This window comes from Pseudomonas sp. MSSRFD41, assembly GCF_014230245.1.
In the GTDB taxonomy this organism is placed as follows: Bacteria; Pseudomonadota; Gammaproteobacteria; order Pseudomonadales; family Pseudomonadaceae; genus Aquipseudomonas; species Aquipseudomonas piscis.
Window position 1 is genome coordinate 432,523 of the sequence record NZ_JACKZK010000002.1, and the last position, 13,791, is coordinate 446,313.

Consider the following 13,791-nt stretch of genomic DNA (forward strand, 5'->3'; position numbering starts at 1 on the left):
CTCGGCCTGCCGATGGGGCGGGTGGATCAAAAGCAAGATCAAAAGCCAAAGCCAAAGCCAAAGCCAAAGCCAAAGCCAAAGCCAAAGCCGACGACGGAGCCGGAATCGGCGCCATGCGCGACCTCCCGGTCGGCTACAGGAGGTATGGGTTCGTTCCCGGTTGGTGCGGCAAGTCTGGTTCTGCGCAAGGCAATGGCAACACTTTGGCGATTGCCGCTGGTTTTTTGCAAAGCCATAGTTGCCCGGCCGCCGACGCATCGGCGGCCGATCTTAGCCGGTCGGAAAGCAACTCTATGAATACAGAAATGCTAACCATGGAGCTTTCCAATGACCGACTTCATCCCCCTACAAAGCAATCTCACCCCCACCCCGGTTTTCCACCTCGACCGCAACGCGCCCGCTGCGGACTTGCATGGCGGTGCGGTGCAGCGCATCAAGGCCTCGCGAGATCTGATGCACAGCCTCAACTGCCTGAGTGTCAAAGGCGTGGGTGATCAGGATTTGATTCACTTCGTCAACGCCGCTCACCTCCTGTTGCAAGACGGCTGCGACGCCCTGGATGCCTTGCAGTGGCGGCTGCAGGCATAAAAAGCCCCACCCCAGAAACAGCACAGGCTCACTGTCCCCAGTGAGCCCGCTTGTTCTTGCCGCTTAAAGCTTGAAGCTTGCAGCTGCTTCTACCCCAGGTAGCCCTTGACCCCGGTGAAGATGATCTGCGCCGCCAGGGCACAGACGAACAGGCCCATCAACCGGCTGACGATCTGCAGGCCCTGGTCGCCGAGGATGCGCTCGATGCGGTTGGACAGGTACAGCACCACGCCCACCGTGAGGCTGGCCAGGGCGATGCTGAGGATGGCGGTGAGCTTGTCGTCCCAGTGTGGCTGGCTGACGCCCATCACCAGCAGGGCGCCGATGGTGCCGGGGCCGACGGTCAGGGGGATGGTCAGCGGGACTATCGTCACGTCCTGCTGCACGTTGTCGGTCTGTACCGCCGACTTGCCCTGGGCCATGCCCAGGGCGGAGATGAACAGCACCGAGCCCGCGCCGATGCGGAACGCATCCACGGTGATGCCGAACACACCGAAGATCACCCGCCCGAACAGGTACAGCAGCACGCTGGAGACCAGGGTCGCCAGGGCGACTTTCCAGGCCAGGCGCCGACGCTCCTTGAGGGAGTAGCCACGGGTCAGGCTGATGAAACACGAGAGGACGAAGAAGGGGCTGTAGAGCACCAGCATCTTCAGGTAAACGCTGAACAGCACGTGGAGCATGGTGGAAGCTCACGACTAGGGAGGGCGAGCCAGAGTTTAACTCAGCTGGTGTGGGCGGCGCTGCGTTCGCGCAAATCGCGTTGGGTGACCCAGTGCTCCACCAGTTCGCGCAGTTGCGAGAGCTCCACCGGCTTGGCCATGTGCCCGTCCATGCCGGCCTGGCGCGCGCGCTCCTTGTGCTCGGCCAGGATATGGGCGGTGAGGGCTACCACCGGCGTGCGCACTCGCTGGTTGCCCACTTCCCAGGCCCGCAGTTGCTGGGTGGCGGAGAACCCGTCGAGCACCGGCATCTCGCAGTCCATCAGCACCAGGTCGTAGCGCTTGGCTTTCATCGCCTGCAGGGCTTCCTCGCCGTTGCTGGCGGTATCGGGCTGCAGGTTGAGCTTGCCGAGCATGCCGCGGATCACCTTGGTGGAGATGCTGTTGTCCTCGGCCACCAGGATGCGGAAATCGCTGGGCACGGTGATCGGCTCCGGGCCCAGGACCTGGGCCAGGGGCTGGTTGTAGGGCGTGGCGGGCGCCTTGTCACGGTGGCTGAGCTCGTCGGCCAGGGTGGTCTTGAGGGTGTAGCCGGCCACTGGCTTGGCGAGGATGCGCTTGATCCCCGCGTTGCGTGCGATCACCTTGCTCGGCGCGTTGCTGATGCCGGTGAGCATGATCAGCAGGATGTCGTGGTTCAGGCTCGGGTCTTCCTTGATCTTCGCCGCCAGTTGCATGCCGGTCATGCCGGGCATGTTCTGGTCCAGCAGGACCACGTCGAAGTAGTCGCGCAGGTGCGCCTTGGTCCGCAGCAGGGCCAGGGCTTCCTTGCCCGAAGGCACGGCGCTGACGTTCAGGCCCCAGGCGCTGCATTGCTGCACCAGGACCTTGCGGCAGGTGTCGTTGTCGTCCACCACCAAGACCCGGGCCCCTTGCAGCGGGCCGTCGAGGTCGGCGGTGGGATGCTCCAGGCGCTCGGCATCCAGCGGCAGGGTCAGCCACAGGGTACTGCCCTGCTGGTTGCCGCTCTTGATCCCGAACTCGCCATGCATCAACAGGATCAACTGGCGGGCGATCACCAGGCCGAGGTTACCGCCCAGGCGGGTGGTGGCCAGGAAATTCTTGCTGTGCAGCTCGGTATGCAGCAGGGCGTCGCGCTCCTCGGGCTCCATGGGCTGCCCGCTATCTTGCACGGCAATGCGCAGGCGCGGTTTGCTGCTGCGCTCGTCGAGGGCGACGACGATCAGCACTTCGCCTTCGTCGGTCTTCTTCAGGGCGTTTTCCAGCAAGCTCAGCAGGGCCTGGCGCAGCCGTGTCGGATCGCCACTGATGACCCGCGGCACCTGGGGCTGGATGAAGCTGATCAGCTCGACGTTCTGCTGCTCGGCCTTGGCCCGGAAGATGCTCAGGCAGTCTTCGATCAGGGCATTGAGATCGAACTGCACGTCGTCCAGCTCGATCTGCCCGGATTCGAGCTTGGAAATGTCGAGGATCTCGTTGATCAGGGTCAGCAGCTCGTTGCCGGCGCTGTGGATGGTCTGCACGTAGTCGCGCTGCTTGACCGACAGCGGCGTGCCCAGCAGCAGCTCGGTCATGCCCAGCACGCCGTTCATCGGGGTGCGGATCTCGTGGCTGATCTTGGCCAGGAACTCGGCCTTGGCGTTGACCTCGGCGGTGCTGGCGGCCAGGTCGCGGCTGGCGCTGAAACGGTTCTCGGTAATGTGGCGCTGGCGCTCGCCCAGGGCCACGCTCATCAGCAGGCCGGCCACGCACACCACGCTCATCAAGGTCACGATCAGCCCTTGGGGAGGCACCAGTGTCAGGCCGAGCAGGGCGGGCATGATCACCAGGGTGCCGAAGTTGAAGATCGCCATGGCGGCGACGAAACAGCGGGCCGGGCGATAGCCCTTGTGCCAGTGGTAACCGCCGATGAACAGCATGCTCAGGCCGGCCAGGGCCACCAGGGCATAAGTGACGATGTTCAGCGGCAGGCTGCTGATGAACAGCAGCAACAGGCCGGCCAGGGCGATCAGCAGGATGTTGCCCATTAGCAGGCGGTTCAGCGGATGCGGCCCCACCGGGGAGAAGAACCGATAGGCGAACATCATGCCGGCAGGGGCGGTCAGCAGCAGTGCCAGGTAGGCGCCGGGCGTCTGCAGGGACTGCCAGTCCGGCAGCCAGGGGCCGAACAGGTTCAGCAGCATCATCAGGCTGAGGGTCAGCAGGGCCTCGCAGACTGCCAGCCACAGGCTGCTGCGCGAGCGGGTGTAGGCGAAGCGTGTGAGGTTGTGCAGGATCAGCATCGCCAGGCAGCCGAACAGCAGGCCGTAGACCAGGGTCTGGCCCTGGCTGGCGGCGGCCATCACCGCCGCTTGCAGGGTGATGTAGGGGCGCAGTTCGTGTTCGGACACCAGGCGTACGTAGACGTCCAGTGTCTTGCTGCTCTGGGGCAATGGCAACGCGAAGTCGCTGCTGGGCAGCGGCTTTTCCGTCTGGGGCTGGCTGGAGCCGGTGTTCACTTGCTCGATCAGCTGGTCGCCTTCGAGCACGTAGAGATTCAGGTGGGACAGGTCGGGAGCGAAGATCCGCAGGATCTGCTCATGGGGCCCCGGCTGGAGCTTGAAGCGCAACCACAGGGCGCCGTTGGGCTCGGCGGCGGTGAGCTTGTCCAGTTCGATGGGGCTGAATTGGTTGGTGTAGCGCGGGGAACGGATGTCACTGAGTTGCAGGTCGCCCTGATCGTCGAGCAGCACCGCCCAGCCACTGCCTTGAGCGGCCAGGGCCGGATTCATGCAGAGCAGGGTCAGCAATGTGACGGTGAAGCCTAGGGCAATCCTGAGCCAGCGCACGGCGAAATCCCTTCGTTGGTTGATGCCTGATTATAACTATGCGCGGCGCAATGAGCGCCCGGCAAGGGCCTGGAGGCCCTTGCCGGGGTTTCGTGCGAGCCTTACTGTTCGCCGCGCTCGCGGGCAATGGCACGGTAGCCGATGTCCTTGCGGTAGAAGCAGCCCTGCCAGTCGATTTCGCTCGCCAGGCGGTAGGCTTGCTGCTGTGCCTGGTCGACGCTGGCGCCCATGGCAGTGGCGCACAGCACCCGGCCACCGGCGGTGACGATCTGGCCGTCCTTGAGCGCGGTGCCGGCGTGGAAGACCTTGCCTTCCAGCGCGGCGGCGGCGTCCAGGCCGGTGATGGCCGCGCCCTTGGCATAGTCACCAGGATAGCCGCCGGCCGCGAGGACGATACCCAGGCTCGGACGCGGGTCCCACTGGGCCTCGACCTTGTCCAGGGCCTGGGCCAGGGCGGCTTCCACCAGCAGCACCAGGCTCGATTGCAGGCGCAGCATGACGGGCTGGGTTTCCGGGTCGCCGAAACGGCAGTTGAACTCGATGACTTTCGGGTTGCCGGCCTTGTCGATCATCAGGCCCGCGTAGAGGAAGCCGGTATAGACGTTGCCTTCCTCGGCCATGCCGCGCACGGTCGGCCAGATGACCTGGTCCATCACGCGCTGGTGCACCTGGGCGGTGACCACCGGGGCAGGCGAATAGGCGCCCATGCCACCGGTATTCGGGCCAGTGTCGCCATCGCCGACGCGCTTGTGGTCCTGGCTGGTGGCCATGGGCAGCACGTTCTTGCCGTCGACCATGACGATGAAGCTGGCTTCCTCGCCATCGAGGAACTCTTCGATCACCACGCGCGAACCGGCGTCACCGAAAGCGTTGCCGGCGAGCATGTCGCGCACGGCTTCCTCGGCCTCGGCCAGGGTCATGGCGACGATCACGCCCTTGCCAGCGGCCAGGCCGTCGGCCTTGATCACGATCGGCGCGCCTTTTTCCCGCAGGTAGGCCAGGGCCGGCTCGATCTCGGTGAAGTTCTGGTAGTCGGCGGTGGGGATCTTGTGGCGGGCCAGGAAATCCTTGGTGAAGGCCTTGGAGCCTTCCAGCTGGGCCGCGCCCTGGGTCGGGCCGAAGCAGTCCAGGCCACGGGCACGGAACAGGTCGACCACACCGGCCACCAGCGGCACTTCCGGACCGACGATGGTCAGGGCAACGTTCTTCTCGGCGAAGTCGGCCAGTTGCTCAAGGGCCAGCACGTCGATGGCCACGTTCTCGCACTTGGCCTCGATGGCGGTACCGGCGTTGCCGGGAGCGACGAATACTTTTTCGACCCGTGGGTCCTGAGCGACTTTCCAGGCCAGGGCGTGTTCACGACCGCCGCTACCAATGATCAACACATTCATTTCAAAAACCTCGGATGACGCAAATTCTGTTAGGTGCCTGGAGCGCTTCACGCTTCAGGAGGTCGCAATGAAGTAGGTAGATGCAAGGCGGGGCCGGTTCCGATGAGCGGAGTTGCCTTCTGGCAATGAGCATCAGTGGAACCGGCCTCAACGCAGCAGATGCCTGCTTCAGTGCGGCCGCTGCCGTATTAGTGGCGGAAGTGGCGCATGCCGGTGAACACCATCGCGATGCCGGCTTCGTCGGCGGCGGCGATCACTTCGGCGTCACGCATCGAGCCGCCAGGCTGGATCACGGCGCGGATGCCGACCTTGGCGGCATTGTCGATGCCGTCGCGGAACGGGAAGAAGGCGTCGGAAGCCATGACCGCGCCCTGCACTTGCAGGCCGGCATGCTCGGCCTTGATGGCGGCGATGCGGGCGGAGTTGACGCGGCTCATCTGGCCGGCGCCGACACCGATGGTCTGGCGGTTCTTGGCGTAGACGATGGCGTTGGATTTTACGAACTTGGCCACTTTCCAGGCGAATACCAAATCGTGGATTTCCTGTTCGGTCGGAGCACGCTGGGTAACGATCTTCAAGTCATCGGCGCTGATCATGCCGATATCGCGGCTCTGCACCAGCAGGCCACCGTTGACCCGCTTGAAGTCCCAACCGGCGGCGCGCTCGGCCGGCCACTCGCCGCATTCGAGCAGGCGCACGTTCTGCTTGGCCGCCACTGCTTCGCGGGCAGCCTGGGAGATTTTCGGGGCGATGATCACTTCGACGAACTGACGATCGACGATGGCCTTGGCGGTTTCACCGTCCAGCTCGCGGTTGAAGGCGATGATGCCGCCGAACGCCGACTCGGTATCGGTGGCATAGGCCAGGTCGTAGGCCTTGCGGATGCCGCCTTCGTCTTCAGGGACCACGGCCACGCCGCAGGGGTTGGCGTGCTTGACGATGACGCAGGCCGGCTTGACGAAGCTCTTCACGCATTCCAGCGCGGCGTCGGTGTCGGCCACGTTGTTGAACGACAGTTCCTTGCCTTGCAACTGCAGGGCGGTGGAGATGCTGGCCTCGCCTTTCTTGGCCTCGACGTAGAAGGCCGCGCTCTGGTGCGGGTTCTCGCCGTAGCGCATTTCCTGGGCCTTGACGAACTGGCTGTTGAAAGTGCGCGGGAATTCGCTGCGGCCTTCGGTCGACAGGGTCTCTTTGGCCTGGTCGATGGTGCCCATGTAGTTGGCGATCATGCCGTCGTAGGCCGCGGTGTGCTCGAAGGCCTTGAGCATCAGGTCGAAGCGCTGGGCGTAGGTCAGGCCGCCGGCCTTGAGGTTATCCAGGACGCTGGCGTAGTCGCTGGCGTTGACCACGATGGCCACGTCCTTGTGGTTCTTGGCGGCGGAGCGAACCATGGTCGGGCCGCCGATGTCGATGTTCTCGATCGCGGTCGGCAGGTCGCAGCCGGGCTTGGAGATGGTGGCTTCGAAGGGATAGAGGTTGACCGCCACCAGGTCGATCGGCTTGATGCCGTGCTCGCTCATGATGGCGTCGTCGATACCGCGACGGCCCAGGATGCCGCCGTGGATCTTCGGATGCAGGGTCTTGACCCGGCCGTCCATCATTTCCGCAAAACCGGTGTAATCCGCGACTTCCACTGCGGACACGCCATTGTCCCGCAGCAGCTTGAAGGTCCCGCCGGTAGAGAGGATCTCGACGCCGAGGGCTTCCAGCTCCTTGGCGAATTCGAGGATCCCGGTCTTGTCGGAAACACTGATCAAGGCGCGGCGGATCGGCAGGCGGGTAGTCTGGTCGGTCATCTCAATTTCCATCAACAAGCTAGGGGGTCAGCAAAAAAGGCGACCGTTTTTTACGCGGGCGCCTTCCTGGTTTGGTTGAATGCTTACAGCAAATCGTACTGCTTGAGTTTCTTGCGCAGGGTTCCGCGGTTCAGGCCCAGGAGTTCGCTGGCCTTGGTCTGGTTGCCCTTGACGTAGTTCATCACGCTTTCGAGCAGCGGGGCCTCGACTTCGGAGAGCACCAGGTTGTACACGTCCGTGACGGCAGCGCCCTCAAGGTGGGCGAAATAATTGTGCAGCGCCTTCTCGACACTCCCGCGAAGGGTCTGGCCTTCTTCGCTGGGGGTATTGAGGTGCTGTTTCAAATTCACGTTGTCGCTCACGGGTGTTGTTCCACTCACTAAAGTCTCGGTCATCATCGTCATGCGGCCACCCCCTCTCCGTCCCCTGTTTCCAGGCTCTTGTAACGTCCGGCGAAGAACTCACGGACGTTGGCGCACTGTGCTTCCGTATCTTCCAAACGATTGAAGTGGGCGCGGAACTCCCTGGCGCCCGGCAGGGTTGCGAGATACCAGCCCACATGCTTGCGTGCAATGCGTACGCCCATGACATCCCCATAGAAGGCATGCAGCGCGGCCAGGTGCTCCAGCAGAATCCGCTCCACTTCGAACAGCTGCGGTGCCGGGAGGGTTTCACCGGTGCGCAGGAAGTGTTCGATCTCACGAAAAATCCATGGCCGCCCCTGGGCGGCCCGGCCGATCAACAGCCCGTCGGCACCGGTGGCATTCAATACTTGCCGGGCCTTCTCGGGCGAGTCGATATCGCCATTGGCGAAGACCGGGATCGACACCGCCTGCTTGATCGCGGCGATGGTGTCGTACTCGGCTTCACCGGTGTACAGGTCGGCGCGGGTCCGGCCGTGGACCGCCAGTGCCGTGATGCCAGCCTGTTCGGCGATCTTCGCCACGGTCAGGCCGTTCTTGTTCTGCCGGTCCCAGCCGGTGCGGATCTTCAGGGTGACCGGTACGTCCACCGCGGCCACCACCGCCTGGAGAATCTCGTTGACCAGGACTTCGTCTTTCAGCAATGCGGAGCCGGCGGCCTTGTTGCAGACCTTCTTCGCCGGGCAACCCATGTTGATATCAATAATCTGTGCACCCAACTCGACGTTGGCGCGGGCGGCGTCCGCCAGCATCTGTGCATCGCCACCGGCAATCTGTACCGAGCGCGGCTCGGGATCGCCTTCGTGGATCATGCGCAGCCGCGATTTGCGGCTGTTCCACAAGCTCATGTCGCTGGTGACCATTTCCGAGACTACAAGGCCGGCACCCAATTGCTTGCAAAGCTGACGAAAGGGCTGGTCGGTCACTCCCGCCATCGGGGCGAGAACCAAGCCGTTTTGCAGTATGTATGGGCCGATGCGTACCGCCGACATAGGACTTCCCTGTTGTGGGGGCCGGATCATGAGAGTTCGAAAAAGGGTTGGCATGATACCCGCTCTCGATGACCGGATAAAGGCTGAATTGGATAAAATCTGAACAGTTCTTCCGCCGGCTTCCGTGAGCGATACGCGGGGAACTGTCATGAATCTGTCGTCAATCCAGAGTCGTCCGCCAACCCTTCCGGCCGTTTCACTCTGGCGAATGGAAACTCAGACTGTAGTTCACGGCTTTGGGGCCGGGGTCGAGAATATCGAGGGCGATGTGGATCGGGGTCTGCGGTGGCATGTCCGCCGCGTCTTGCAGGTCGCCGCCCAGGTATTCCCCAGGCTTGAAGCTACGACTGGCGATCAGGTGGCCGTTGAGGTCGGCGAAGCGCAGTTCCAGCAGCGGGAAAGGCTGGGAGAAGGGCGCACGATTGTAGATGATGGCGTCCACTACCAGGGCACCGCTGAATTCCGGGTGGCTGCGTACCACCAGGTTGCTGCTCTTGATCCGACCGATGTCCACGCGTGAGGGGACCGTACATCCGAATTCCGGGCACAGTTGCTGGAACCAGGGGCGGTACTGGTCCTGGCGGGCCAGTTCGTCGAAGTGATAGGCGATGTACTGGCCCGCCAGGCCACCGGCGGCCAGCAGGATCAGCAACAGCCAGAGCAGGCGCCGGCCCCAGGGCGAGCGACGCTTTTGCCAATCCAGGTGCAGCGGGTCGTCGACCAGGTCCAGCAGCACTTCGTCCTGGACTCCCGGTTCGCTGCGTTCGCGGCGTTTCTTGCCCGGTGCCGGGACTGGGGTTTTGTCTGCGTCCTCGAGGGCGGGCGCGGGGACCTTTGCCACGAAGGGTTCCAGGTCGGCGTCCAGGCGCAACTTGGGGGACGGTGGCTCGTCGTCCAGGTCCGCCAGGTTGAAGGACAGCGAGGGTTCGGTGCGGGCGGCCTTGGCCGGCTCGGGCTCGGCGTCGTCCTTGGCCGGGGCCTTGAGGCTGGCCGGTTCGTCCTGCTCGCCGGCGCTGCCGAACAGGCCGCCGGGCCAGTTGGCTTCGTCGTTGTCCTGTTGGTCACGCCGGGCGCTGAGGCCGTTTTCCCGAGGCTCGCGTTCCTGGCCGAAGGCCCTGGCCGGCTGGATTTCCCGTTGCTCGAGCTTGGCCAGTTCCTCGTCGAGGTCCAGATGGTCCAGGTCCATCTCCGCTGCCGACCATTGTTTCTGGCTGATGGCGCGCTGGACCGGGGCCGGTTCCGGCTCGGCAACGGGTTGCGGCTTCGGTTGCTCCGGCTCCGCCGCCGGAGGAGGGGATACGGGGGCGGGTGTCGTCACTGGTGCGGTCGGCTTGGCGGCCGGCTTGGCGGCCGCGCCTTCCTTGGCCGCGCGCTGTTCGAGCAGTTGCCGCGCAGCGTTGAACACCTGCAGGCAGGAGCCGCAACGAACCACTCCGCGAGCCACGCTCAATTGGGCGTGGCTGACACGGAACCTGGTTTGGCAATGCGGGCACTGGGTGACGAAACTGTCGGTCATGCGGCCATCCGGATTATGCAGGCGGCCATTCTAGCGCCGACGGCCGGTGATGCGCACCCAGCCATCGAGGCTGGCGATCGGGTCCAGATCGAAGTCCTGGGTATAGGCCGCGGCGACCTCGTCACCCTGCTCGGCGAGGATGCCCGAGAGCGCCAGGCGTCCACCTGGCTTGACCAGGCCGGACAATTGCGGCGCCAGGGACACCAGCGGACCGGCCAGGATGTTGGCCACCAGCACGTCGGCCTGTTCCTGGGGCATCTGCTCCGGCAGGTACAGCGCGAACAGTTCCTCGGCGATGTTGTTGCGCCCGGCGTTGTCGCGGGAGGCCTCCAGGGCCTGCACGTCGATATCGGTGCCCACGGCGCGCCTGGCCCCCAGCAGCAGGGCGGCGATGGCCAGGATCCCCGAGCCGCAACCGAAGTCCAGGACGTCGCAGTCCTTCAGGTCCTGGCCGTCGAGCCACTCCAGGCACAGGGCGGTGGTCGGGTGGGTGCCGGTGCCGAAAGCCAGGCCCGGGTCCAGCAGCAGGTTGACCGCATCCGGTTCCGGAGCGGCGTGCCAGCTGGGGACGATCCACAGGCGCTGGCCGAAACGCATCGGCTGGAAGTTGTCCATCCAGCTGCGCTCCCAGTCCTGGTCCTCGATGACTTCGCTGTGATGTTCGGGCAGCGGGCTGCCGGTCAGCAACTCGAGGTGGGCCAGCACGCTGGCGGCCTCGGTGCCGCCCTCGAACAGGGCCAGCAGATGGGTGTGGGACCACAGCGGGGTGGTGTTCAGCTCGGGTTCGAAGATCGGCTGGTCTTCGGCATCCATGAAGGTCACCGAGACGGCGCCGACTTCAAGAAAAGCGTCTTCATAGGTTTCGGCTTGTTCTGGGCTGATGGCGAGGCGGACTTGCAGCCAAGGCATGGCGGGCACCTTTGAAAATATGTGATGTGCAGCCTAGTGGGCCGCGAGAAGCGCGCAAGTTTACGCGAGCAGGAGGCAGAAGACGACTGCGGCAAGGCAGGCAGGCATTTGCAGGAGCCTCGTTCCCGCAGAAACACCAAGGCCGCTCGAAAGCGGCCTTGGGGGTGTGGCGAATGCCGATCAGTGCTGCTCGGCCAGCTTGTGCTCCAGGTAGTGAATGTTCACTCCCCCTTTGCAGAAGCCTTCGTCACGGGTCAGGTCGCGGTGCAGCGGGATGTTGGTCTTGATCCCGTCGACGACGATTTCGTCCAGCGCATTGCGCATGCGCGCCATGGCTTCGTCACGGGTTGCCCCGTAGGTGATCAGCTTGCCGATCAACGAATCGTAGTTCGGTGGAACCGCGTAGCCGCTGTACAGGTGCGAGTCGACGCGCACGCCGTTGCCGCCCGGGGCATGGAAGTGCTTGACCGTGCCTGGGCTTGGCATGAAGGTTTTCGGGTCTTCGGCGTTGATCCGGCACTCCAGGGCGTGACCGCGGATCACCACGTCTTCCTGGCGGATGGACAGCTTGTTGCCAGCGGCGATGCTGAGCATCTCCTTGACGATGTCGACACCGGTGACCATCTCCGATACCGGGTGCTCTACCTGTACGCGAGTGTTCATCTCGATGAAGTAGAAGCGACCGTTCTCGTAGAGGAACTCGAAGGTGCCGGCGCCACGGTAGCCGATGTCGATGCACGCCTGGACGCAGCGAGCGAAGACTTCCTGGCGGGCGGCCTCGTCGATGCCCGGGGCCGGAGCTTCTTCCAGTACCTTCTGGTGGCGGCGTTGCAGGGAGCAGTCGCGGTCGCCCAGGTGGATGGCGTTGCCCTGGCCGTCGGAAAGGACCTGGACTTCCACGTGGCGTGGGTTGGTCAGGAACTTCTCCAGGTAGACCATCGGGTTGCCGAATGCCGCGCCGGCTTCGGAGCGGGTCAGCTTCGCCGAGGCGATCAGGTCTTCTTCCTTGTGCACCACGCGCATGCCGCGACCACCGCCGCCGCCGGCGGCCTTGATGATCACCGGATAGCCGACTTCACGGCCGATGCGCAGCGCGGTTTCCTCGTCTTCCGGCAGCGGGCCGTCGGAACCTGGAACCGTGGGCACGCCGGCGGCGATCATGGCGTGCTTGGCGGAAACCTTGTCGCCCATCAGGCGGATGGTCTCGGCCTTGGGGCCAATGAAGGAAAAGCCGGAGTTCTCCACCTGTTCGGCAAAGTCGGCGTTTTCCGCCAGGAAGCCGTAGCCAGGGTGGATCGCGGTGGCGCCGGTGACTTCAGCGGCCGCGATGATGGCCGGGATGTGCAGGTAGGACTGCGCGGCTTGCGCCGGGCCGATGCACACGGACTCGTCCGCCAGGCCCAGGTGCATCAGCTCCTTGTCGGCCTTGGAATAGACGGCGACGGTCTTGATCCCCATTTCCTTGCAGGCACGCAGGATCCGCAGGGCGATTTCGCCGCGGTTGGCGATCAGGACTTTTTCCAACTTCGCAGGCTTCATCAAAGACTCTCCGCGGTTCAAACGATGGTGAACAGCGGTTGGTCGTACTCAACCGGCTGGCCGTCTTCGACAAGGATGGATTCGATCACACCGCTGGTTTCAGCTTCGATGTGGTTCATCATCTTCATCGCTTCGACGATGCACAGGGTGTCGCCCTTCTTGACGCTCTGGCCGACTTCGACGAAGGCTGGCGAGGTTGGCGAGGATTTGCGGTAGAAGGTACCGACCATTGGCGAACGGGCTACGGTGCCGTTCAGCGCGGGTGCGGCGGCAGCGGCCGGGGCGGCAGCGGCAGCAGGAGCAGCGGCGGCTGGAGCGGCCACTGGAGCTGCGGCCACTGGAGCCGGAGCGTAGTACTGCTGGGCTGGAGTCTTGCTGTGACGGCTGATGCGTACGGACTCTTCGCCTTCCTTGATCTCCAGTTCGTCAATGCCGGACTCTTCCAGCAGTTCGATCAGCTTCTTGACTTTACGAATATCCATGAATCATCAACTCCCAGGGGTCGGTCAGGGGCGTTTAACGCTTGTTGTTCAAGCAGTTGCCTGTATTTCAAGCTGTTCCAGGGCGGCCTCCAGGGCCAGTCGGTAACCGCTGGCGCCAAGGCCGCAGATCACTCCTACCGCAACGTCTGAAAAGTAGGAGTGATGGCGGAAAGGTTCGCGTTTGTACACGTTGGACAAATGCACTTCGATGAATGGGATGCTCACCGCCAGCAACGCGTCACGTAATGCGACGCTTGTATGTGTAAAAGCCGCTGGATTGATCAGGATGAAATCCACGCCTTCGTCCCGCGCGGCATGGATGCGCTCGATCAGTTCGTACTCGGCATTGCTCTGCAGGTACTGCAGGTGATGCCCGGCGGCACGGGCCCGCTGCTCCAGGTCCTGGTTGATCTGGGCCAGGGTGGTGGCGCCATAGACTCCCGGTTCGCGGGTGCCGAGCAGATTCAGGTTGGGGCCATGCAGAACCAGTAGGGTGGCCATCGATCGTTCCTTGTCAGGGGGGCGGTTGGCAGAACCCGGCGACTATGCCGGAAAGACTTTGTGACTGTCCAGTTCCCGGCAATAGCCAGCACGATGACCGATGTTTGCGCGAAATATGTGACTGGCCTCTGGAATCCGGTCATA

13 protein-coding genes are annotated in these 13,791 nt (G+C 63.8%); 1 reads left to right on the forward strand and 12 read right to left on the reverse strand.

Annotated elements, in window-relative coordinates:
- Positions 1–38 precede the first annotated feature (38 nt).
- On the reverse strand, positions 39–236 hold the full coding sequence (locus H7A76_RS05590) for a hypothetical protein (RefSeq protein ID WP_185697576.1): 198 nt from the start codon (positions 234–236) through the stop codon (positions 39–41).
- 91 nt (positions 237–327) lie between these two features.
- Here H7A76_RS05590 and H7A76_RS05595 point away from each other — a divergent pair, with 91 nt between their 5' ends.
- Positions 328–588 carry a hypothetical protein gene (locus H7A76_RS05595; RefSeq protein WP_185697577.1) on the forward strand — a complete coding sequence of 87 codons (261 nt, stop codon included), beginning with the start codon at positions 328–330 and terminating at the stop codon, positions 586–588.
- Positions 589–677: 89 nt separating this feature from the next.
- On the opposite strand, the gene H7A76_RS05600 is transcribed toward H7A76_RS05595, so the two are convergent.
- The 11 genes from H7A76_RS05600 to aroQ form a co-directional block, all read right to left on the reverse strand.
- Positions 678–1,271, reverse strand: a complete 594-nt coding sequence (locus H7A76_RS05600) for a MarC family protein (RefSeq protein WP_185697578.1) — start codon at positions 1,269–1,271, stop codon at positions 678–680.
- Positions 1,272–1,312: 41 nt separating this feature from the next.
- Positions 1,313–4,099 (reverse strand): hybrid sensor histidine kinase/response regulator, encoded by a 2,787-nt coding sequence (locus H7A76_RS05605; protein WP_185697579.1) that lies wholly within the window; start codon positions 4,097–4,099, stop codon positions 1,313–1,315.
- A 101-nt stretch (positions 4,100–4,200) separates the two neighbouring features.
- A complete protein-coding gene (purD, locus tag H7A76_RS05610) occupies positions 4,201–5,490 on the reverse strand; it encodes a phosphoribosylamine--glycine ligase (protein ID WP_185697580.1) in 1,290 nt (429 codons plus the stop codon).
- A 188-nt stretch (positions 5,491–5,678) separates the two neighbouring features.
- A complete protein-coding gene (purH, locus tag H7A76_RS05615; RefSeq protein ID WP_185697581.1) occupies positions 5,679–7,286 on the reverse strand; it encodes a bifunctional phosphoribosylaminoimidazolecarboxamide formyltransferase/IMP cyclohydrolase in 1,608 nt (535 codons plus the stop codon).
- A gap of 83 nt (positions 7,287–7,369) precedes the next feature.
- Positions 7,370–7,690 carry a DNA-binding transcriptional regulator Fis gene (fis, locus tag H7A76_RS05620; protein WP_003186237.1) on the reverse strand — a complete coding sequence of 107 codons (321 nt, stop codon included), beginning with the start codon at positions 7,688–7,690 and terminating at the stop codon, positions 7,370–7,372.
- Positions 7,687–8,700 (reverse strand): tRNA dihydrouridine synthase DusB, encoded by a 1,014-nt coding sequence (dusB, locus tag H7A76_RS05625; RefSeq protein WP_185697582.1) that lies wholly within the window; start codon positions 8,698–8,700, stop codon positions 7,687–7,689. The genes fis and dusB overlap by 4 nt, the downstream gene beginning before the upstream one ends.
- 196 nt (positions 8,701–8,896) lie before the next feature.
- A complete protein-coding gene (locus tag H7A76_RS05630) occupies positions 8,897–10,216 on the reverse strand; it encodes a DUF3426 domain-containing protein (RefSeq protein WP_185697583.1) in 1,320 nt (439 codons plus the stop codon).
- A gap of 30 nt (positions 10,217–10,246) precedes the next feature.
- Complete coding sequence (gene prmA, locus H7A76_RS05635; protein WP_185697584.1) at positions 10,247–11,125, reverse strand: 50S ribosomal protein L11 methyltransferase; 879 nt, start codon at positions 11,123–11,125, stop codon at positions 10,247–10,249.
- A gap of 180 nt (positions 11,126–11,305) precedes the next feature.
- On the reverse strand, positions 11,306–12,664 hold the full coding sequence (accC, locus tag H7A76_RS05640) for an acetyl-CoA carboxylase biotin carboxylase subunit (RefSeq protein ID WP_185697585.1): 1,359 nt from the start codon (positions 12,662–12,664) through the stop codon (positions 11,306–11,308).
- A 17-nt stretch (positions 12,665–12,681) separates the two neighbouring features.
- Positions 12,682–13,146 (reverse strand): acetyl-CoA carboxylase biotin carboxyl carrier protein, encoded by a 465-nt coding sequence (gene accB, locus H7A76_RS05645; protein WP_185697586.1) that lies wholly within the window; start codon positions 13,144–13,146, stop codon positions 12,682–12,684.
- 48 nt (positions 13,147–13,194) lie between these two features.
- Positions 13,195–13,647, reverse strand: a complete 453-nt coding sequence (gene aroQ, locus H7A76_RS05650) for a type II 3-dehydroquinate dehydratase (protein ID WP_185697587.1) — start codon at positions 13,645–13,647, stop codon at positions 13,195–13,197.
- Between the last annotated feature and the right edge of the window lie 144 nt (positions 13,648–13,791).